The 19,946-nt window shown below is 61.6% G+C and carries 19 protein-coding genes; 5 read left to right on the top strand and 14 right to left on the bottom strand.

Translation table 11 applies throughout. The annotated features are described in order from the left end of the window. Positions 1–88: 88 nt before the first annotated feature. The 8 genes from J7U39_RS26305 to epmA all read right to left on the bottom strand — a co-directional run bounded on the left by J7U39_RS26305 (position 89) and on the right by epmA (position 9,496). On the bottom strand, positions 89–1,267 hold the full coding sequence (locus tag J7U39_RS26305; RefSeq protein WP_210632724.1) for a glycosyltransferase family 4 protein: 1,179 nt from the start codon (positions 1,265–1,267) through the stop codon (positions 89–91). Positions 1,268–1,309: 42 nt separating this feature from the next. Continuing rightward, entirely contained in the window at positions 1,310–3,790 is a 2,481-nt protein-coding gene (locus J7U39_RS26300; RefSeq protein WP_210632723.1) for a glycoside hydrolase family 2 protein, read from the bottom strand. Positions 3,791–3,806: 16 nt separating this feature from the next. Continuing rightward, positions 3,807–4,787, bottom strand: coding sequence for a DUF1839 family protein (locus J7U39_RS26295; protein ID WP_210632722.1), 981 nt, complete (start codon positions 4,785–4,787; stop codon positions 3,807–3,809). Continuing rightward, positions 4,778–5,686, bottom strand: coding sequence for an amino acid--[acyl-carrier-protein] ligase (locus tag J7U39_RS26290; protein ID WP_210632721.1), 909 nt, complete (start codon positions 5,684–5,686; stop codon positions 4,778–4,780). Before J7U39_RS26290 ends, J7U39_RS26295 begins: the two co-directional genes overlap by 10 nt. Before the next feature lie 4 nt (positions 5,687–5,690). Further along, complete coding sequence (locus J7U39_RS26285) at positions 5,691–6,872, bottom strand: acyl-CoA dehydrogenase family protein (RefSeq protein ID WP_210632720.1); 1,182 nt, start codon at positions 6,870–6,872, stop codon at positions 5,691–5,693. After that, complete coding sequence (locus J7U39_RS26280) at positions 6,872–7,123, bottom strand: acyl carrier protein (protein WP_210632719.1); 252 nt, start codon at positions 7,121–7,123, stop codon at positions 6,872–6,874. The genes J7U39_RS26285 and J7U39_RS26280 overlap by 1 nt, the downstream gene beginning before the upstream one ends. A 262-nt stretch (positions 7,124–7,385) precedes the next feature. Next, complete coding sequence (locus J7U39_RS26275) at positions 7,386–8,438, bottom strand: lysine-2,3-aminomutase-like protein (RefSeq protein ID WP_210632718.1); 1,053 nt, start codon at positions 8,436–8,438, stop codon at positions 7,386–7,388. Next, positions 8,435–9,496 carry an EF-P lysine aminoacylase EpmA gene (gene epmA / locus J7U39_RS26270; RefSeq protein WP_210632717.1) on the bottom strand — a complete coding sequence of 354 codons (1,062 nt, stop codon included), beginning with the start codon at positions 9,494–9,496 and terminating at the stop codon, positions 8,435–8,437. The genes J7U39_RS26275 and epmA overlap by 4 nt, the downstream gene beginning before the upstream one ends. A 146-nt stretch (positions 9,497–9,642) precedes the next feature. Between epmA and efp the strand changes: the two genes are divergently transcribed. After that, positions 9,643–10,212, top strand: coding sequence for an elongation factor P (gene efp, locus J7U39_RS26265; protein WP_008528334.1), 570 nt, complete (start codon positions 9,643–9,645; stop codon positions 10,210–10,212). Between the two features lie 173 nt (positions 10,213–10,385). Here the strand turns inward: efp and J7U39_RS26260 are convergent, their stop codons facing one another. Further along, complete coding sequence (locus tag J7U39_RS26260) at positions 10,386–11,060, bottom strand: GntR family transcriptional regulator (protein WP_210632716.1); 675 nt, start codon at positions 11,058–11,060, stop codon at positions 10,386–10,388. A gap of 145 nt (positions 11,061–11,205) precedes the next feature. Between J7U39_RS26260 and J7U39_RS26255 the strand changes: the two genes are divergently transcribed. The 4 genes from J7U39_RS26255 to J7U39_RS26240 are packed head-to-tail and all read left to right on the top strand — an operon-like array spanning position 11,206 to position 14,942. After that, entirely contained in the window at positions 11,206–12,132 is a 927-nt protein-coding gene (locus tag J7U39_RS26255) for a transporter substrate-binding domain-containing protein (RefSeq protein WP_210633051.1), read from the top strand. Between the two features lie 9 nt (positions 12,133–12,141). Then, a complete protein-coding gene (locus J7U39_RS26250) occupies positions 12,142–12,885 on the top strand; it encodes an amino acid ABC transporter permease (RefSeq protein WP_210632715.1) in 744 nt (247 codons plus the stop codon). Positions 12,886–12,888: 3 nt separating this feature from the next. Further along, positions 12,889–13,689 carry an amino acid ABC transporter ATP-binding protein gene (locus J7U39_RS26245; protein ID WP_210632714.1) on the top strand — a complete coding sequence of 267 codons (801 nt, stop codon included), beginning with the start codon at positions 12,889–12,891 and terminating at the stop codon, positions 13,687–13,689. Positions 13,690–13,745: 56 nt separating this feature from the next. Beyond that, positions 13,746–14,942 (top strand): FAD-dependent oxidoreductase, encoded by a 1,197-nt coding sequence (locus J7U39_RS26240; RefSeq protein ID WP_210632713.1) that lies wholly within the window; start codon positions 13,746–13,748, stop codon positions 14,940–14,942. Positions 14,943–14,989: 47 nt separating this feature from the next. On the opposite strand, the gene J7U39_RS26235 is transcribed toward J7U39_RS26240, so the two are convergent. The 5 genes from J7U39_RS26235 to J7U39_RS26215 all read right to left on the bottom strand — a co-directional run bounded on the left by J7U39_RS26235 (position 14,990) and on the right by J7U39_RS26215 (position 19,944). Beyond that, positions 14,990–15,718, bottom strand: a complete 729-nt coding sequence (locus J7U39_RS26235; protein ID WP_210632712.1) for an SIS domain-containing protein — start codon at positions 15,716–15,718, stop codon at positions 14,990–14,992. Between the two features lie 17 nt (positions 15,719–15,735). Then, positions 15,736–16,887, bottom strand: coding sequence for an N-acetylglucosamine-6-phosphate deacetylase (nagA, locus tag J7U39_RS26230; RefSeq protein WP_210632711.1), 1,152 nt, complete (start codon positions 16,885–16,887; stop codon positions 15,736–15,738). Continuing rightward, complete coding sequence (locus tag J7U39_RS26225) at positions 16,887–17,918, bottom strand: SIS domain-containing protein (RefSeq protein WP_210632710.1); 1,032 nt, start codon at positions 17,916–17,918, stop codon at positions 16,887–16,889. Before J7U39_RS26225 ends, nagA begins: the two co-directional genes overlap by 1 nt. After that, complete coding sequence (locus tag J7U39_RS26220) at positions 17,911–18,687, bottom strand: GntR family transcriptional regulator (protein WP_210633050.1); 777 nt, start codon at positions 18,685–18,687, stop codon at positions 17,911–17,913. The genes J7U39_RS26225 and J7U39_RS26220 overlap by 8 nt, the downstream gene beginning before the upstream one ends. A 234-nt stretch (positions 18,688–18,921) precedes the next feature. Beyond that, positions 18,922–19,944, bottom strand: a complete 1,023-nt coding sequence (locus J7U39_RS26215) for an aldose epimerase family protein (RefSeq protein WP_210632709.1) — start codon at positions 19,942–19,944, stop codon at positions 18,922–18,924. Between the last annotated feature and the right edge of the window lie 2 nt (positions 19,945–19,946).

Below are 19,946 nucleotides of genomic sequence, written 5' to 3'. Positions count from 1 at the left end.
GCACACCTTTGCGCAACATGTTTTGCACTCGCATGCCCGCCATCACTAATGCGAAAATGTTAAAATAAAGCGGAGTGGCGACCTCACCTTAGCTGACCTGCATCGCCGCCAGCTTCTTGAGCGCCTTTTCATAGCTGTTCTCCGAGAGGTAGCGCAGCAGGAACTCCCGCGCCTTCCCGGCCTTCTCTCGGGCGCGCTCGGGCGCACGGAAGATGTCGCCGAGATGGGCGGCCGCGATTTCAGGAGAGGGATCCGCCCAAACCGCGCCCGGCAGCCCCGCAAATTCAGGATGGGAATCGACGACGGGAATGAGGGGAGAGGCGACCAGCCAGCTGTTCTCGGGGTCGCAGAAATCTTCCGTGCCCGACCAGGCGGTTGATATCACAGGGGTGCGATACATGATCGCCTCGGCCACCGTCAGCCCGAAGCCTTCCGAGCGATGCAGCGAGAGATAGGCATTGGAGGAGCGGATGAGGCCGCTGATCTCGGTGTTCGAGAGCTTGTCGGTGACGATCCGGATACGACTATCGCCGGCGACCGACGCAATCACTTCGCGCAAGCCCTGATCCTTGCCGATATCGCCGCTCGCCTTCATCAGCAGAAAGGCGCTCGGGCATTCGGCGCTGAACAGTCTGAAAGCTTCGATCACCGCTTGAGGGTTCTTCCGATTGATCGAGGAGCCGGCGCTGAAGATGAAGCTGACGAGAAAGGCATCTTTCTCGATGCCGAACTTCTCCCGTATGCCCTCTGCGGCCGGCTTCTCGGTGACGGGATGCGGAACCACGATGACGGGCGCCGCCGTCAGCGGTGCAATCGTCCGCCTGGTGAATTCCGAGGGGACGAAGATGGCATTCATGTAACGCAACCCGTAGCGCCATTCCGCCGGCACGACTTCAAGCTCCCAGGCGAAATAGCCGATGTTGAAGGCGCGGGTGAAATTGGCGACGCCCATCTTCAGGATGGCGCGTGGCAGCATCGGCGGATTGAGATGCCAGATACGGCTTCCCGGCGGTTCGGCCGAAAGATGCGACGACACCAAGCCGGCAAAGGATTTTTCATCCGGATGCGTGCTGACGTCTGAGAGCGAAATCGCCCGTCCCGCTTGGGAAAGCGCCCCGGCACAGAGCCTTGCCGATTCACCGACCCCAACGGGCATCGAGAGATAGCCGACGATTTCGACCGGCTTGCGCGGGTTGAAGGCGAGACGCGACCGCGGGATCAGCCGCTGCAGGAGATGGGCGCGCAGATAGCGGTATATCGTTCTCAAATCACGATCTTTCCGGTGAGCTTGCGTTGTTCCCTACGAGCCTCAGCCCGCGAGCCCGACGCGACGCGAACTGCCTAGACTTCTGATTTCGCCCGTCGGCTGAACATCGCTCTCTGTGCCGGACAGCGCGGAGAGCTTCACGCGCCGTACGGGGCCGGGAGCAAGGTGGAACCAGTCGTCGTCAGCCCTGTAGCCTTCGACGTCGATATGCACCGATTGCGCCAGCCGGTCGGTCCTGAGGTCGACGACCCAGCTGTCGCCGTCTCTGCCGAGCGATGCCTCGATGCCGGCGTCGTGCAGTGCCTTTCCGCGTCCGCAGGGGAAATGAAAGCTTTCCGCGAGGATGGCGCCATCGGCGAGGGAGCGCAGGCGCGCCACACTTGCATCATGCGCAGGCGGGCCGAAACGGAAGGCATAGGTCGTATCGAAGAAGGCGCCGAACAGCGCGGTCGAGGCAAAGCGTTCCACGCTCCTTGCATCCAGTCTGAAAGCCATGTTGCCGCTGACGACCTGCTGTTTTCCATCACGCAGGCAGGCGATCTCGAGTTCCAGGTCAAGGTCGGTGTCCGTCTCGTTGACGACATGCACGTCGAGACCATTGGTCCCCTCATCGGTGAAGACTGCCTGAACCGGTCGGAAGGCCCGTCGCATCGCATACCAGACGGGTTTCGGCTCGCCGGTGGAGTCGATGACGCCCCAGCCGGGGCCGGGCAGCAGGTCCTGCAGCGTCCAGACGAGCGCTCCGTTGCAGCCGGAGCCCTTGCGCCGCCATTCGGCGAAGGTCTCTTCGATGACCTCGCTTGTCACGGCACGGGAAAAATCGAGATAGCGTTCCTGATCTTCGCGGCGCAGTCGGGCCGGGTCGCAATCGTAGAGAAGCTCTAGGTAAAAGTCGCGAACATCCTCGAAATCCCACGATGCGCCGCGGTCGCGGGGCACCCGCGCCTTCCACTGGGGGCTGTGGACGGCGGGCACGTCGAGATAGCGCTGCAGCGTCCTTTGCTGCGGCACATGCGCAAAGGCGAGGCTTTCGGAGGCAAAGCGCACATCGGCGCGGCGGGCATCGGCAATCGGCCGCATATAGGCGCCGACCCCGTAATAATGCGCAATGCCGGAATTGGGCGAAAACGGCATCGCTCCGCCATGGGGCGAATTCGGCACATAGGGCACGTCGGGACGCATGCGTGCGGCGATGGCCGGAATGATTTCGTCGGTCACCGGTCCACTCCAGAATTCCATGGGCAGGCCGAGCATCGCCGCCTGCTGATGGATCTCGCTGCCGCCGCAGAGAACGGCAAGGGAAGGCGACGCCTGGACGCCGTACAGGAATTCCTCGATCTCGGCATGCACATGGCCGAGAAAGGCCTTGTCGTTGCGCGGATAATCAAAATTGGCGAACATGAAATCCTGCCACACGAGCAGGCCGAGTTCGTCGCAGAGCGCAAAGAAATCCGGCGTCTCGTAAGCCATGGTGCCGCCGATGCGGATCATGTTCATGCCGGCTTGGCAGGCAAGCCGCAGGAATGGCTCGTAATCCACCCGCCCGCCCGGCAGCCGCGCAATATCGGCGGTCGTCCAGACCGCGCCGCGGCAGAAGACACGCTCGCCGTTGACGAGGAGCGCGAATTCTTCGCCATCCGCACCGCGGTCGACGTCGATGCGCCGGAAGCCGGTGCTGCCGAGCGAATATTCCTCGCCGTCGGAAACCAGAGTCAGATCATAGAGACGCGGCGTGCCGTGTGTATGCGGCCACCAGGGCTCGATGTCGGACAGCTTGAGGATAGCCGAGTAATGATTGGCGCCAATCTTCTCGAAGGGCTGTTCCATGCCGCCGCAGCGCAGCAGCATTGCCGGATCTTCGGCATTGTTATGCAGAGAAACGCTCAGCCGGCCGACGCCGCTCTCCTCCAGGACCGCGCGGATGGAGACATTGTCGATCGATACGGTATCGCGTTGCACCAGTGAAATCGGCCGCCACGGACCGACGGCATGAATATCGGGGCACCAGCCCGGCATATGGCCGAGCAGCGTCGTGCGGAAATTCTTCAGGCCCGCCGGCGTGATCATCTGCGGGCGCCAGCGCGCCCGCGGACCGGGTTCGGACAGTCTGGGGCCGAGCGCCCGAAAGCAGAGCGCCAGCTCGTCGCCACCCGAAAGCGTCACCGGGAGCTCATGCGCCGTGAACATGCTTTCGGAAAAGAGGATTTCCTGACCGTTGAGGAAGACATTGCAAATTGTGGCCAGCCCGCCGAAACGCAGGATGGCTTCGCCAGGCTCGGCATCAAAAAGCCGGCAGAGATACCAGGCGTCCTTCATATTCAACGGTTCGGGATTTTCCCGGTCGAAGAGCCCGGCTTTTTCAAGCGCTGCCGCAACGGTGCCAGGAACGGGCGCAGGAATGAACTGCGCGGAAAGATGAATATCGTGCGGTACGGCGCAGGCCCCCGGCTCCGTCAGGATCAGGTTCCAGCCTTCGGAAAGCACGCTTTCCCGAGCTCCGATGCTTGCCAAACGCCCCCGCATTGTCTGATCTCCGGCCTCAGATTCGCTCCGCAAGCGATGCCATCATGGAATCCCATGCATCGGCGGCCGGATCAAGTGCCGCCTGCAGCGGCTCGAACTTCCTGCGGGCGACAGCGCGGGCAAGCTGGAACTGTACGGATTTCGCCGCGTCGGAAATGCGCCGGGCATCCTCGGCGGCCACCGCGTATTCGGCTGAGGACAGCCAGGTCAGATAATCAGCGGCCAACTCGAAATTGGCGCCCACCTGACGGAGCGTGTTGAAGGCATATTTATGGAAGAAGCCGAACGGCCGCTCCGCCACCGCTTCCACCTGCTGCGGGAAGACGCGGGCGAAGGCGCGGATCGGGTTTTGGCGGGGGCGCCTGGAGAAGTGAAAGCCGGCAAGCCGCCGCGCGGTCGCGCGAAGATGCGCTTCGTCGGCAGGCCTTTCCGGAAACCGTGCAAATTCCGTATAGGGCAGGAACGGCGGATCGCTCTCCGTCAGCTGCAGCTGGAACAGCCCATCGAAATCCTCACCCTCGAGCTGGAAATAGCCGGCATTGTGAAAATATTCGACGCGCTTTGCCGCAACATCAAGCCGGTTGATCGCAACCGTCGTCTTGCCGTGCTCCTGCCGATAGGCGGTGCCGCGCGTATCCGGCATGTAGAAGGAATCCATCTCGACCAGGCAGAGACGCCCCCGCGCGATCTGCACTTCGACATGCCGTTCGACACGGTCGTAGATCGCAAGTTCGGTCGCGCGGATGCCGTAGAGCGCTTCGAGATCTTCGAGCGGTACCTTGAAGAAGGTGAATTGATCACCCTCAAAATCCTGTGCCAGGGTAAAACCCAGCATCGCCTCGGGCGCGACGCCTAAGGTGTTCAATACCTCGATCCAGAGATCGATATAACAATTGGTTTCCGGCCATGCACGCTCGCCGGCATGCAGCGCGTGCTGCCGATAGGTTTCCGGGCTGATTGCCGGGAAAACCGATCCCATCGAGCTCATCAGCCCCATAGCGTTTTCCGGACGCTGGCCGGCCATTGCTTTACGTCGAGGCCGTGATGGTGGAAGAGGGCGAGCGCGATGCGCTCCAGGCCGAAGCCGACGCAGGCGGTGTGCGCGACGCTGCCGTCTTCGAGATTGAGAGCCCACTTCAGGCCGAAAGAATCCTGATGGTAATTGAAGCTCATGCAGGCCGTCGGATTGGCGGTCGACGTGATCGGGATCAGCAGTTCGAACTTCAGGTTCTGGTCGCGCTGATTGTTGACCATCATCTTGCCCGCACGGCCGAAGAACGGGTCGTTGGCAACATCGATGGTCACATCGAGGCCGACCTGCTTCATCATCTCGACGCCGCGGTCCATCCATTTCTGGCGAAAATCGGTGACGTGCTGCTCCGTTCCCATGCAGACATATTCGCGCATGCGAAATAGCTGCTGGCGGGCAGGGTCCTTCGACGGCTCATGGCGGAAGCAGTAGGACTGCAGATCGAAGAGGCCTCCCGTTTTCGGCAGGTTGCCGCGCTTGGCAACCGTCGGATAGAGCGGATAGCAGGCAGCCGGCGTCAGCACGATATCGGTCGCCTTCTGATCCTTGGTCCAGTCGTCGCCGACCTCCATGCATTCAAGCAGGCTCATATGATCGAGCTCGCTGCCGCAGAAGCTGTGCACCGTGCCGGCAAGCTGCGGAAAGCTCTTCATATAGCCGCTCTTTTCGAAGAGCGCGCGGTTCATGCCCGGCGGGAAACGCATCGCCTCGGCGCCGTCGGCGCCGCCGAACGTATCGATCAGCCGTTCGAAGGCGGTGATGACATCTTCGAACTGGCCGCTGCGGCCATAGAGACCATCAACGCCGGTATCGATCAGCAGGCCGGACTCGAAGAGCCGGTCCAGGAACGAGGTCTGCATATCCATGACTTTACCCCAGTAGGCTAGTGTCCTGCTTGTGGACGAGAAGCATGCTCGACGTATTGCCGAGGATGCGGTCGTTCGAGATCATGAGCTGAGCGGAATGGGCGTCGCGCAGATGGCGTCCGAGGCTGAAGGGCGTGCCGTTCTTGTAGCCCATGATGCCGCAGATCAGCATCGCATGGTTGACGATCTCCAGGATCGTCTCGGAAGAGGCGATCTTGACGTTGTTCATCGCCACCGCAAATCCCATCGACGACAGCCTGTCCGGATCTGATTTGGCGTCTTCATAGGCCTTGAGGCCGGCAACGACGTTGGATTTCACCATTTGCAGGAGGTTCGAGACCTCGGCGAGGCGCAGCGCGCCCGGCGGCTGGGCGTCCGGCGCCTTGCGGGCAGCGGCGCGCACGAAGGCCTGGGCGCGCGCAACAGCATCGACCGCGATGCCGTACCAGACGCCGCTCCAGAGCAGATGCGAGGAAGCGAGCATGGATTGCGCCGCGATCTCGGCGAAAGGCTTCGGCAGGATCTGTCGCGCCGGCGCCCGGCCCTTGAAGAGGAAGCCGTCGGAACAGGTGCCGCGCATGCCGAGCGTATTCCAGGCATGCGTCTTCTCGAGCGTGTACTGGTCCTTGAGGAAGGCCGTCAGCACCTGATCGGAGGAGGCTGCCTGCGGATGGCTGCGCGAAGTGATGAGGATAGCGTCGGCGTGCGAGCCGTAGGAAATGACGGTCGCATCCTTTTCGAGGCTGCAGGTATCGCCGTCGACCTCGATCGCGCAAATGCTGTTGCGCAGGTTGCCGCCGATGCCGCCCTCGGTGGTGGCCGAGGCGATCAAGAGCTGGTCGGCCGCGATGCGGCGCATGAAGTCGCAGTGCCATTCGCTGTCGGCGCCGTGTTCCACGAGGCTCGACAGCTTGATGTGGTGCATGGCGAAGACCATGGCGCTTGCCGCACAGGCCTGGCCGAGCATCGAGCACAATTCGGCGATTTCGGTGGTCGAGGCCGATTCACCGCCGAGCTGGCGCGGCACCTGGATGCCGAGCAGCCTCTCGGCCTTCATCGCATCCACGGCTTCCCGGGGAAAGCGGCCTTCGACGTCGACGGCATCCGCGTGTTTGGCCGCGATTGCGGCGACGCGGGCAACCCGTGCGACAACACCGTCCTCTATGATCTTGACGGGGAAGTTCATCAGGCGACCTTCCGGCCGTCCTGGATGATATCGACCGTCTTGGCGATGGCCGCGATGCTCGCGAAGGACTTGCGGTTCAGAAGATTGTCGGGGAATTCGATATCGAATGCCTCTTCGATGCCGAGCATCAGCTGCACCGAGGCAAAGGACGTCAGACCCGCCGCATAAAGATCGGCGTCGTCGGCGACCTGGTCGATCGCTACAGGAAGCTTGCCGAATTTGGCTACGAGGTCGCGGATTGTCGTATTCATCCCATCACTCCAAGATTCTCATGATCCCGAACCGGCGTTCATCGCCTTGTCATGAGCGTTCTTTTAGTGCGGAAAACAGAACATTCCGCTAATTTGTTGGGTTAAAGATGATTGTTCCTCATAGTTAGGATTTTAGCGATCCTTCCTGCGAAAGCAGAAATACATATTTGATCTCAACGTCTTGATGAAATTTCATCGCCCATGTCCGATGTCGTTTCCGGCGTGACGAGTACAGAAATGACACGGAAAGTGGCGTTTCAGGTCAATCCGCCGGCGGATAGGAATGTTCGCCGCCGCGATAATCCGCGATGGAATAACATCCCTCGCCCGTTGCCCGAACGGTGCTTCCGCTGACGACGGCCTTGCCGTGACCGCCTGGGATATCGAGAATGTAGGTCGGCTGGCAGAGACCGGAAATCCGACCGCGCAGTGCCGCCACGATCCTCTGCCCCTCCTCGATCGTCAGCCTGAAATGGCTGGTGCCGGGCGCGAGATCGGGATGATGCAGGTAATAAGGCTTGACGCGCATCTCGACGAAAGCCTTCATCAGTTCGGCAAGAATTGCGGAATCGTCGTTGATACCCTTGAGCAGCACCGATTGGCTGACCATTGCGATGCCGGCATCGACGAGGCGCGCGCAGGCCGCCCGCGCTTCCATCGTCAACTCTCTGACATGGTTGGCGTGCAGTGCGACATAGACCGTCTTGCCGCTCGCCTTCAGCGCGGCGATGAGCGCCGCGTCGATTTTCTCCGGATCGACGACGGGAACGCGCGTATGGAAACGCACGATCTTCACATGCGCAATGCCTGCGAGCGCCTCCATGATGTCGCGGAGGCGGCGCGGTGAAAGCACCAGCGGGTCGCCGCCGGTCAGGATGACCTCCCAGATCTCCTGATGGCTCCCGATGTAATCGAAGGCCGCCTGCATCGCCGCGGCATCGAGCGTGCCCAAACCCTGCGGCCCGACCATTTCGCGGCGGAAGCAAAAGCGGCAATAGACCGGGCAGACATGCACGGCCTTCAGCAGCACCCGATCAGGATAACGGTGCACGATGCCATCGACCGGGCTGTAGGCGTGATCGCCGATTGGATCGGCGCGTTCTTCGGGCGCGACGATGAGTTCGGCCGCATCAGGCACGAATTGTCGGGCAATTGGATCATCAGGATCGGCGCGGTCGATCAGCCTGGTCATCGCCGGCGTCAGGGCAATGGCGTAACGCGCGGCCACCGCCTCGAGCGTTGCGCGATCGGCAGGCCCGGCAAGCCCGGCCTTCACCAGATCGTCGACGCTCTTCACCGGTTTGACGACATTCATCTTCCATACTCCGCAACCGGCGCCCAGAGCACCTGGTCGATGCGCGAAGCCCCCGTCGCCAGCATCACCAGCCGGTCGAAGCCGAGTGCGATGCCGCTTGCCTCGGGCATCAGCGACAGTGCCGAGAGGAAATCCTCGTCGATCGGATAGGTCTCGCCATAGATACGCGCCTTCTCGGCCATTTCGATCTCGAAGCGCCGGCGCTGTTCGGCAGCATTGGTGAGCTCGCCGAAGCCGTTGGCAAGCTCGACGCCGCAGGCATAGAGCTCGAAACGTTCGGCAACCCGGGGGTCGCGTGCCGAGGGACGCGCAAGTGCGGCCTCGGAGACAGGATATTCGTCGAGGATGGTGATGCGGCCGGAGCCGAGATGCGGCTCGATCTTTTCGACCAGCACCCGGCTGAACAGGTCGGCCCAGCCATCGTCATCGGCCACACGCATGCCGACGCGCCTGAGTTCGGCCGCCAGATGGTCGCGATCGGTCGAGCCGTCGGCGGCAACGGAGGCAAGAAGATCGATGCCGGCATGGCGCTCGAAGGCTTCGGCGACACTGATCCGCTCCGGCCCTGCGAAGGGATCGCTCTCGGCGCCGCGATAGGCGAGCATCGGCGTCTTCACCGTTTCAGCCGCGAGCGCGAGGATCCGCACGCAATCCATCATCAGGCTCTCATAGCTTTCACCGACCCGGTACCATTCGAGCATGGTGAATTCGGGATGGTGCAGCGGCCCGCGCTCGCGGTTGCGATAGACATGGGCGAAGCAGGAAATACGCTGCTCGCCCGCCGCAAGCAGCTTCTTGCAGGCGAATTCCGGCGAGGTGTGCAGGTAGAGCGGCGCCGTCTGACCGTCCGTCGTTATCGCTTGCGTCGCGAAGGCATGCAGATGCGCTTCGTTGCCAGGCGAGACCTGCAGCACCGCCGTGTCGACCTCGATGAAATCCTCACGCGCGAAAAACCCGCGCAACGACGCCTGAATCGCATTGCGCCCGATCAGGAACGGGCGGCGGTCGGCATGCACCGACGGGGTCCACCAGGGGGACGCTTTGGCCGAAAAGTTCATTCCAAGCTTTCTTCACCGGAGAAGCCGGTATGGGGTGGCTATTTCCCGGATTTTAGGTTAGTTGCGCCCCCAAAGAAAAACATTTGCGTCTTGGGGCGTCTCGACAGTCCTCTACGACGCCGAAAGCCGAGTTACAAGGAAGTCTTATGGTCAAGGTCATCGCCTCTTCGGTCCGCAAGGGCAACGTTCTCGACGTGGACGGCAAGCTCTACGTCGTTCTCACCGCCCAGAACTTTCATCCGGGCAAGGGCACGCCGGTCACTCAGGTCGACATGCGCCGCATCGTCGACGGCGTGAAGGTTTCCGAGCGCTGGCGCACTACCGAACAGGTCGAGCGCGCCTTCGTCGAAGACGTCAACTTCCAGTATCTCTATGAAGACGGCGAAGGCTTCCACTTCATGAACCCTGCCAACTACGACCAGGTGGTCGTCAGCCAGGAAACCATGGGCGACCAGAAGGCCTATCTCCAGGAAGGCATGACCTGCATCCTGTCGATCCATGAAGGCATTCCGCTGGCGCTCGAACTGCCGCGTCACGTCACGCTCGAGATCGTCGAGACCGAACCGGTCGTCAAGGGCCAGACGGCATCCTCGTCTTACAAGCCGGCCATGCTCTCCAACGGCATCCGCACCTCGGTCCCGCCGCATATCGACGCCGGCACCCGCGTCGTCATCGCGACGGAAGACAATTCCTACGTCGAACGCGCCAAGGACTGATCCTGGTTTTCATCCATTCAGGAGGCCGGCTCAAGCCGGCCTCTCACTGAAATGTGGAATGCAAGCAAGTATCGATGCCGCGTCCACTCGCAGCGCGCGATTGTTTCGGACGGCTCGTTTTGCCGAAAATATCTTGGTTCAGCTAAAGCTGCACCCAATTCCAAGAACCGAATTCAGATAACCTTTCGCACTTCGCTCTCGAAGCTCATGACGTGAGCCATCGCGATCTTTTCAGCCTCATCGGCATCCCCTCTGCATACCGCCTCGAGCATGAGGACCTGATCATGCAAGACGTCCTCCAGACGCGGTACCAGGGCCAGAAACCGTTTCATCGCGACATATAGAATTCTGAGCGACAGATTGTGGTAGTGATCCAGCGTATCGAACAGGAAAGAGTTCTTCGCCACTTTGTAGATGAAGCGGTGAACCCGTCGATCCAGGGCAAGGATGTCTTCCAGCGCCATCGGACCAATTGTTTGCTTAAGCTCATCGATCAACTGCCGCGCTTCCTGCCGCTCGAACTCGCGCAGCCTTTCGGCAGCTAGCCGGGTCGCCCAGGATTCGATCCGTGCCCGTGCCTCGTAGACGGCAGTAAGATCATTGATATCGATCTTGCTGACAAATGTGCCGCGCCGGGCGCTGACGACAACGAAACCATCATATTGCAGGCGCTGAATCGCCTCCCGGACCGGGGTTCGCCCGACTTCCATGCGTTTCATGAGGTCGGCTTCCCGCAGAAGCGTGCCCGGAGGAAGCAGTGTCGTGATGATGTCGTCGCGCAGCCGAATATAGGTCCGCTCCGCCAGCGTTGCTTCAGCCGCTTCGTAATCCACTTCGAATGCCGACATATTCAGCGTGTTCCTCTGTCCATTTCCGCATAGCTGGAGGCTGTTCCGCCTCGAAAAAAGGCGCTCAACGAATCTGCTTGACTTCGTATCATGTCTGCATATTGATAATATATCAGCAATATATAACCACAAAGAGGGGTTTCAAATGAAACATGCTGAATTGACAAAAAAATCGCAGGCGAACGGGATCATTGCCGTGGCGATCTTGAGTTTGGGGCTGTTTGCGACGGCTGCGCCATTCACTGCGAACGCCGACGATCTGGAGCTGGTGAAGCCGGGCACGCTCGTTGTTACGGTCCAGCCTTACATGCCCTATACGGCGGTCAAGGATGGGAAGCTCGTCGGCCTCGACAGCGACATCCTGACAGCCATAGCCGATAAGCTCGGCCTCAAGATCGAAATCAACGTCACCGACTTTCCAGGCATGCTGGCTTCCGTCCAGACACAGCGGGCTGATATAACCATCGGCGGAATCGCATGGTCCGACGTTCGACAGAAAGTCGGATTGTTCACGGACCCGCCGTATTATTCGCCGCCGGCCATGGCGGTAAGCGGCACGGCGAGCTTTCCCGATGTTGCGAGCCTGGAAGGCAAAAATCTCGGCACCGTCACCGGCTATGTCTGGGCGAAATCCATCGCCCAGGTGCCTAACGCATCACCCCATACGTTCCCGAGCGCCGACAGTGTGTTCCAGGATATTTCTGCCGGGCGCCTGGACGTCGGCTTTCTCGATCCACTGCTGATCACCTACCAACAGCAACAGCGCCCCGACATGAAGGTCCGCATCGAATATCTGAAACCGCCGACCGACGAACAGGTCGCCGCACACCCCGATTACAAGTATTTTCAAGCCTACATGACCGGATTCTACCTTCCCAAGCAGTCGCCGAAGCTGGCCAAGGCTGTTTCCGATCAGATTGACGATATGTACAAGGATGGGTCGCTTGCCGCTTTGATCACGAAATGGGGCGGCGATCCCCAGCAGTTCCTGGTTCCGTCGCCCGAAATGGCGGCCCAGCGGCGCGGCGTCGACCGTCCGGCCGACTGGACCCCGCCTTCCATCGCGAAGTGAGATCGAAGCATGACGGCGTTGTCATCCTTCACCGATATCTTCCAGGTTCCCTGGAATGACTATGTCGGAAACATCGCCGGGGGTCTGCTCAAGACCCTCGGCTATACCGTGGCCAGCTTCATCGGCGCGACGATCCTTGGTCTTGTCCTTGCGTTGATGAGACTCAACCGGCTGCGAACCGTCCGCGTTCCCGCGGCCTTCTATACCGAGCTTCTTAAAAACGTACCGCTCCTGGCGATCATCTTCCTCACTTACTTCGGCCTGCCTTCCGTAGGCATCAGGCTGGAGGTTTTCGAGGCTGGAGTGTTGAGCCTGGTGCTCTTCTACGCCGCCTACCTGTCCGAGATCTTTCGGGCGGCTATCGCTGGCGTACACCGAGGACAGCAAGAGGCGTCTCAAGCTCTCGGGCTGGGACGCGGCAAAACCTTCAGCCATGTCGTCCTGCCGCAAGCAGTGCGGCTGGCGCTCCCGGGCACCAATACGATGTTCGTCGACCTGATCAAGTCGACCTCGCTGCTTGTAACGATCTCCGCTGCCGAGTTGATGACGCAGGCACAGTTGATAGCCTCGGAAACATTCCGAGCGCTTGAAGTGTATCTGGTGATCTCGGGACTCTATTTCGTCATCTGCTACCCGCTGTCCCAATGCCTGCTTCTGCTGGAGCGCAAGATCCATGCCGGTGTGCCATTGTCATTGGCGAGAAGGCGTCGGCTCAAATTAGCCAGGACCTTTCTGGCCGAGGGAAAGGTCTGACCCATGACCACCACTGCTGCCAAATCTGCCTTTGTGTCAAATCAGCCGGCCGGTCGACCCGCCGTCAAGATCAGCGGATTGCGCAAGTCTTTCGACGGGCGCCTGGTGCTTGACCGCGTCGATCTCGAGGTTCCCACGGGCAAAATCGTGAGCATCATTGGCCAGAGCGGTGGAGGAAAGACCACCCTCATGCGCTGCGTCAATTTGCTTGAGCGTCCCGATCAGGGAACGATCACCGTCGGGGATGAGACGATCTTTGCCGATGGCGAGGTGGCCTGCCGCAACCTTGCCAAGCTTCGGCAACGTGTCGGCATGGTGTTTCAGCGCTTCAATCTGTTCCCGCATCTGCGCGCCGTGGAGAACGTCGTTCTCGCTCAGATGCATGCAGCCGGGAGCGGCGAAAGAGAAGCCGTGGAACGGGCCGTGAAACTTCTGACGAGAGTAGGCCTTGCCAAACGGGCGATGGCCTATCCGGAGCAGATGTCGGGCGGCGAGCAGCAGCGTGTGGCGATTGCCCGCGCTCTGGCGCTGGAGCCAACGGTGTTGCTGTTCGACGAGCCGACGTCGGCACTCGATCCTGAATCCACCGGCGAAGTGCTCCGCGTCATGCGCGAACTGGCCGCTGACGGCATGACGATGATCCTGGTCACCCACGAGCTGCCCTTTGCGAAGGAGGTATCGGATTGGGTCGTCTTCATCGATGGCGGTCTTATCATCGAGCAGGGAACCGCCGGAGATGTGTTTGACCGTCCAAGGGAAGCACGCACGGCTGCCTATGTCGCGCGTTACGCTTCCCCAGGTTAGCTCTTGGTCTGATCAGGCATCCAAGCCTCGTTTCTCTAAAGATAAATCCACATCTGATGAACAAGCTAACAACAGATATCGCCGTCATCGGCGGCGGCGTGATCGGCGTGACAACCGCTCTGCGGCTGCGTGCCGACGGTCGCGATGTCGTCCTGATCGAACCGAACAAACCCGGTTCGGGTGCGTCCTACGGCAATGCAGGAACGATCGCCGACTATGCAATCATTCCCGTCGGCACGCCCGCTGTCCTTAAAAACCTGGCCTCGCTGCTTCTCAATTCAGACAGCCCGTTGTCCATTCGCAAGGCGGCATTGCCCACGCTGTTTCCATGGCTGATGCGTTTTGCCTACGAATCCCTCCCTCACAGATACAGAGACAATACGCGCCGCATCGCCGACCTTCTATCCGACGCTTCATCGGAATGGCTCGACTTTGCAGCAGAGATCGGCGCATCCGATCTCCTGAGGGCGAAGGGATGCCTCTACCTCTACCAGACGCCCGAGGCCTTCAAGGCGGCCGCTTCGGATGTCAGGCTTCGCCGAAATTACGGGATCGCGCAGCAACTCCTCACTCCCGGCGAGGTGCAAAGCCTGGAGCCTCGACTGCCGCAGGCCCATGGCGGAGGGCTTTTCTTTCCGAAAGCGATAAACTTCACCGATCCCGGCGAACTCATGAGCGTGATGGACGCCGCCGCCAGACAAGCGGGCGTCGAGTTCGTACGGGACTCCGTGACGGCTATTTCGCGCGAGCGGAACGGAGTGAGGATGATGGCTCCAGCCCACAGCATTCACGCCCGAGCCGCGGTGATCGCTGCCGGCGCTCATTCCCGCGGCCTGGCTCTGCAGCTCGGAGAGCGGGTCCCCCTGGACACCGAGCGCGGCTATCATCTGGAATTCGATATGGAAACACCGCCGGTGGAAAGACCGGTGTGCCCGACGCATCATGGATTTTACTTTTGCCCGATGCGTGGCCGGCTGCGCGTCGCCGGCACCGTGGAACTCGGAGGTCTCACCGCGCCTTCGAACCCAAGGCGCCTCGAAGTGTTATTGGCAAACGCCCGCAGGATTTTCCCGACACTTGGTGAACCAAGCCGGAGCTGGATGGGCTTTCGCCCTTCCATGCCCGATTCCGTTCCCGTCATTCGGCCTTCAAGAGGAGGAAGGGACGTCGTGTTTGCTTTTGGACACGGGCATATCGGCTTGACGCTGGCACCGCGGACGGCCCGTATGGTCAGCTCAATCCTCGCCACTTGATCGCCTCACGAACCGTGCCTGCGACAGCAGCAGGCTCCTTTATCCTCTCAGAGATGCGGGTTGCGCGGCCGGTATTTCTTGACGAGCTTCTGGTTGATCTCGGCCGCGCCCGGCATGTTGGCGCTGAGATAGACCGGCGCATCGCCGGATTTCGCAAGCTCCGAGGCAACTTCGGCAAAGATCGCGTTGATGATGGTCACACCGACCGCCGTCGAGACCGGTCCGACCCTAAGTCCCGTTCCTTCGAGATCGACGACAGCGTCACCCGGCGGCAATCCGTTGTCGAGCACCACGTCGGCGACGTCGGCGAGCCGGCGGCGGCCATTGGCGATGGCCGAGGAATAGGCGATCGAGGTGATGGCGATCACCTTTGCGCCGATTTCGCGCGCATAATCGGCGGCCTCGATCGGCGCGGCGTTCACCCCCGAATTGGAAGCGATGATAATGACGTCGCCCGGCTGCATGCCGTAACGCTCCAGCATCGGCCGCACCAGACCCTGTGTGCGCTCATAGACCGAACTGATGACCGCCCCCTCGTGCAGCATCGCCGAGCCGACGAGCACCGGCACGGTGAAGGCGAGTCCGCCGGCACGATAGTGCACCTCTTCCGCCAGCATATGCGAATGGCCGGTGCCGAAGACATAGACACGTTTGTCGCCGCGGGCGGCATCGAGAATGACCGCCGCAGCCTGTGCCATCGGCTCGGCAAGCGTCTGCTTCAGCTCTTCCAGCCGGCCGATAAGGTTGGAGAAATAGGCATCGGTAATGTCGGTCATCCTACTTCTCCTTGAATTCATGCAACTTCGCCGGCAAGCCAGGTGGCGGCGACGGTGAGCGTATCGGTGAGGTGCACGAGATCGGCACGCGCGCCCGGTGAAAGATGGCCGCGATCGGCAAGTCTCAGGAAACGGGCGGGATAGAGGGTCGCCATGCGCAGCGCCTCGGCGAGCGCCAGGTCGAGATAGGTGATGCCGTAGCGGATTGCCGAAATCATGTCGACGTCGGAGCCTGCCAGCGTACCATCGGAAAGCACCAACTTCGAGCAGAAGCCGCCCCTTTCGCGCCGGACAGTGCGTCCGTTCAGCGTGAATGCGTCCTGCTGCGAGCCGACAAGCGACATCGCGTCGGTGACGAAGAACAACCTGCCTTCGCCGCGCTTGGCACGCAACGCCGTGCGCAGCGCCTTCGGATCGACGTGATGGCCGTCGGCAATAATGCCGCACCAGGTCGCGGGATGATCGATGGCCGCGCCGACGAGGCCGGGAGCACGGTGTCCCATTTGGCTCATGGCGTTGAAGAGATGCGTGACCCCGCGCGCTCCGGCATCGAAACGTTCCTCCGCCGCCTCGCTCGAACAATCGGAATGGCCGATGCTGACGGTGACGCCGGCTTCCGCAAGCTCGCGCACCTGGGCGACCGTCACCTGCTCGGCTGCGATGGTGACGAGCAGCGTGCCGATCGACTCACGTGCCCGGATGAAGGCCTTGACGTCGCGGTCCTCCACCGGCCGCATCAACTCGGCCAGATGCGCACCCTTGCGGGCCGGTGCCAGATGCGGGCCCTCGAGATGCAGACCGGCGACGCCGCGGTTCTTTTTCACAGCCTCCTTCGCCGCCTCGATGGCGGCATTGGTCGCCTCCGATGTATCGGTGATCAAGGTCGGCAGCAGCGACGTCGTGCCATAAGGCCGATGCCCGCCGGCGATGATCTCCATCGACGCCGGGGACGGCTCGTCGTTCAGCATTCGGCCGCCGCCGCCATTGACCTGCGCATCGATGAAGCCGGCCGACAGGACGCCGCCCTCAAGAGCGACCATCTCGCCATCGGGCAGGTCGTTTCTCGCGACGATCGCTTCGACGCGGCCGTCGGCAAGGACGAGTGCCTTGTCGTCATGGAAGCGCTCGCCGTCGAAGATCCGGGCGCCGACGAAGATCTTGCGTCCCATCAGACCGTCTCCGTCACCTTGAGCAGGTTGGCCGGCCGGTCGGGGTCGAAGCCCTTGCGGCGCGTCACCGATTCGATCAGTCGGTAATAGACGAGCAGCGACACCAGCGGATCGACGAGACCGTTGCCCGTCGTCGGCACGCGCAGATTGATGCCGGAGAGCGGCTGCGTGGAGAAGCCGACGGTGGTGGCGCCAAGCTTCTGCAGGCGCTCCAGCGCCTTGCCGTTATTGGCCAAAGCAGCATCGTCGGGCGCGAAGGCGACGATTGGAAAGCCCGGCTGCACCAGGCGCATCGGGCCATGCATCAGTTCAGCCAGCGAAAAGGCCTCGGCGTGCAGGCCCGAGGTTTCCTTGGCCTTCAACGCCGCTTCGAGCGCGATCGCGAAGGCCGGGCCGCGGCCGGCCGTATAGAGCGAGGTCGCATGGAGCAGCACCTCCTCGGCCGCCGCCGTGTCGATCCCGGCGGTCGCCGAAAGCGCCTCCGGCAGTTTTTCCAGCGCTGCCTGCAGGTCGGACGCGCCGCCGATCGCAGCCGTCACCCCGGTGAGCGCGGCGACGGAGGCGATGAAGGATTTCGTCGCCGCCACACTCTTTTCCGCGCCGGCGTTGAGGCCGAGAACGATATCCGCCTGCCTGGCAAGCGGGCTGTCGGTGACGTTGACGACGGCGATCGTCGTTGCGCCCCCCTTCTTCGCGGCCTCCTGCAGGGCGACGATGTCGGGGCTGGCGCCCGACTGCGAGACGGTGAAATGCACGCCGCCCTGCAGGTGGAGGGCAGCACCATAGACGGAAGCGATCGACGGGCCGACCGAGGCGACTGGGACGCCGCAGGTGATCTCAAAGAGATATTTGAAGAAGGTGGCGGCATGGTCCGAGGAGCCGCGCGCGGCCGTCGTCACCACGCTCGGACGGGCGGACGAAAACAGACGGGCGATCTCGGCAAAGACCGGCTTTTCCTTTTCGAGAAGCGTGGCCACCACTTCGGGTGATTCGCCTGCTTCCTGCAGCATCAGCGACTGGTTCTCACTCATGGTCATCTCCAATTCTCAATTCGGCAACGAAGTCATAGGCATCGCCGCGATAATGCGAGCGGGTGTATTCGACGACGCGCTGGTCTTCCAGGCGCGAGACACGTTCGATAAGAAGCGCCGGCGCGCCTGCCTTGACGTTCAGCATCGCAGCATAGGATGCATCGAGCGTGACGGCGGTCAACCGCTGCAGCGCGCGCACCGGCCGATGGCCATTCGCCGCCAGCGCGTCGTAGAGCGATCCTTCGCCGCCGGCATTCTTCCCCAGAAACTTGACCGGCACGACGGCGCGTTCGATCGCCAGCGGCAAGCCGTCAGCGAGGCGCAGCCGGTCGAGCCTCAGCACCGGCTCGTCGCCGCCGAGGCCGAGCAGGAAGGATTCTTCCGGCGACGGCGTGTTGATCTCTCGCGACAATATCCGCGCGGCCGGCAACCGGCCGCGCGAACGCATATCGGCGGAGAAGGAGGAAAGCCGCCAGAGCGACTGTTCCATGCGCTCGACCTTGCTCGATACGAAAGTACCGCTTCCGTGGCGCGATTCCAATGCGCCCGCCGCCATGAGGTCGCGATAGGCGGTGCGCACGGTGACGCGGCCGAGCTTGAGAGCCTCGGCAAGGTCACGCTCGCCCGGCAGCGCCGTGCCGGGCTTCAGCAAGCCTTCCTGAATGAGGCTGGTCAGCACCTGCGCCAGCCGCTTGTAGAGTGGGCCGGTCAGCGCGTCGTCGCGCAGGCTGCGTCTATTGAGTTCAGCTACTAGACTGGTTCTATCCATGGACACACAATAGAACCTATATAGAACCAATCGGCAAGCCTGAATCTGAGGGGCAGAAGAAAAACCCTCTCCGGCAATCCGAAGAGGGTTCAATAACGGTCAAATTTGACAGCCGTACGTCTCAGAGCATGTCCGCGCAAACGTGTGCGGCGGTTTTGCGATACCGACTTGCGTAAACAAAAACCTAAAGCGCGAGGAGCGAATCTGAAAGATCGTGACGCGCTTTAGAACGCTTCAGCTCTTGGTGAAGATGTAGTCCGTTTCCTGGCGTAGCACTTCGCCTGGACGCAGGACCGCATTCGGGAAGCCCTCATGGTTGATCGCATCCGGCCAGATCTGTGTCTCCAGGCAGAAGCCGGCGAACGGACCATATTTGCGCCCGCCGAGGCCGGGAGCCCCAGTGTTGAGCTTGAAGCCGGCATAGAACTGTACGCCCGGCTCGGTGCTGCGCACTTCCAGCGACACGCCGGAATAGAGGCTGCGGGCGAGTGCCACGGTCCGCTTGGCGGTGCGTTCGCGGGACAGGCAGAAATTGTGGTCGTACAATACCTGTTCACTGCCGACGAAACGCTTCATCGGGGCCATCTCGCGGAAATCGAATTCGGTTCCGGCAACGGGCCGGATTTCGCCGGTCGGCACCTGCTTCTCGTCGGTCGGCAGATAGTGATCGGCGGCGATCATGATGTCGTGGCCCAGTGCATCATCGCGGCCGTCGAGATTGAAATAGGCGTGCTGGCAGACATTGGCGAGCGTCGGCTGATCGCTGGTCGATTCATAGGTGATCGACAGTTCACCATTGCCGTGCACCCGGAACGTCGCCTGAATGGTGCAGTTGCCGGGATAACCGGCACGGCCGTCCGGATCGACGATCTTCATCACCAGGCGGTCGACCGCATGCTCGACGATCGTCCAGTTGCGCTTGCCGATATTGTCGCTGCCGCCGTGCAGATGTGTGACGCCGTTTTCATTCGGCTCGAGCTGATAGTCCTTGCCGTCGAGCGTAAAGGCGCCGCCGCCGACACGGTTGGCGCAGCGGCCGGGCGTCGCGCCGAAATAGGCCGAGTAGAGAGGATAGCTGTCGAAATCCTCGAAGCCGAGTTGCAGCGGCGCCTCATGACCCTCAAGGCGCAGATCCTGGATGACCGCACCCCAGGTGATGATCTTGGCCGTTAGGCCGCCGCCCCTGATGACGACGCGATAGACGGTCTCGCCCGCCTTCGTCTGCCCAAAAACTTCCCGCTCCAACTTATCCGACATGA

This window comes from Rhizobium sp. NLR16a, from assembly GCF_017948245.1.
GTDB lineage: Bacteria > Pseudomonadota > Alphaproteobacteria > Rhizobiales > Rhizobiaceae > Rhizobium.
The sequence above is the reverse complement of the archived record's forward strand: the minus strand, read 5'-3'. Positions and strand labels throughout refer to the sequence as shown.

Coding starts and splice junctions, on each gene's coding strand:
- J7U39_RS26300 (WP_210632723.1), bottom strand. CDS start 3,790: ATGCGGGGGCGTTTGGCAAGCATCGGAGCTCGGGAAAGCGTGCTTTCC.
- J7U39_RS26295 (WP_210632722.1), bottom strand. CDS start 4,787: ATGGGGCTGATGAGCTCGATGGGATCGGTTTTCCCGGCAATCAGCCCG.
- J7U39_RS26290 (WP_210632721.1), bottom strand. CDS start 5,686: ATGGATATGCAGACCTCGTTCCTGGACCGGCTCTTCGAGTCCGGCCTG.
- J7U39_RS26285 (WP_210632720.1), bottom strand. CDS start 6,872: ATGAACTTCCCCGTCAAGATCATAGAGGACGGTGTTGTCGCACGGGTT.
- J7U39_RS26280 (WP_210632719.1), bottom strand. CDS start 7,123: ATGAATACGACAATCCGCGACCTCGTAGCCAAATTCGGCAAGCTTCCT.
- J7U39_RS26275 (WP_210632718.1), bottom strand. CDS start 8,438: ATGAATGTCGTCAAACCGGTGAAGAGCGTCGACGATCTGGTGAAGGCC.
- epmA (WP_210632717.1), bottom strand. CDS start 9,496: ATGAACTTTTCGGCCAAAGCGTCCCCCTGGTGGACCCCGTCGGTGCAT.
- efp (WP_008528334.1), top strand. CDS start 9,643: ATGGTCAAGGTCATCGCCTCTTCGGTCCGCAAGGGCAACGTTCTCGAC.
- J7U39_RS26260 (WP_210632716.1), bottom strand. CDS start 11,060: ATGTCGGCATTCGAAGTGGATTACGAAGCGGCTGAAGCAACGCTGGCG.
- J7U39_RS26255 (WP_210633051.1), top strand. CDS start 11,206: ATGAAACATGCTGAATTGACAAAAAAATCGCAGGCGAACGGGATCATT.
- J7U39_RS26250 (WP_210632715.1), top strand. CDS start 12,142: ATGACGGCGTTGTCATCCTTCACCGATATCTTCCAGGTTCCCTGGAAT.
- J7U39_RS26245 (WP_210632714.1), top strand. CDS start 12,889: ATGACCACCACTGCTGCCAAATCTGCCTTTGTGTCAAATCAGCCGGCC.
- J7U39_RS26240 (WP_210632713.1), top strand. CDS start 13,746: ATGAACAAGCTAACAACAGATATCGCCGTCATCGGCGGCGGCGTGATC.
- J7U39_RS26235 (WP_210632712.1), bottom strand. CDS start 15,718: ATGACCGACATTACCGATGCCTATTTCTCCAACCTTATCGGCCGGCTG.
- nagA (WP_210632711.1), bottom strand. CDS start 16,887: ATGGGACGCAAGATCTTCGTCGGCGCCCGGATCTTCGACGGCGAGCGC.
- J7U39_RS26225 (WP_210632710.1), bottom strand. CDS start 17,918: ATGAGTGAGAACCAGTCGCTGATGCTGCAGGAAGCAGGCGAATCACCC.
- J7U39_RS26220 (WP_210633050.1), bottom strand. CDS start 18,687: ATGGATAGAACCAGTCTAGTAGCTGAACTCAATAGACGCAGCCTGCGC.
- J7U39_RS26215 (WP_210632709.1), bottom strand. CDS start 19,944: ATGTCGGATAAGTTGGAGCGGGAAGTTTTTGGGCAGACGAAGGCGGGC.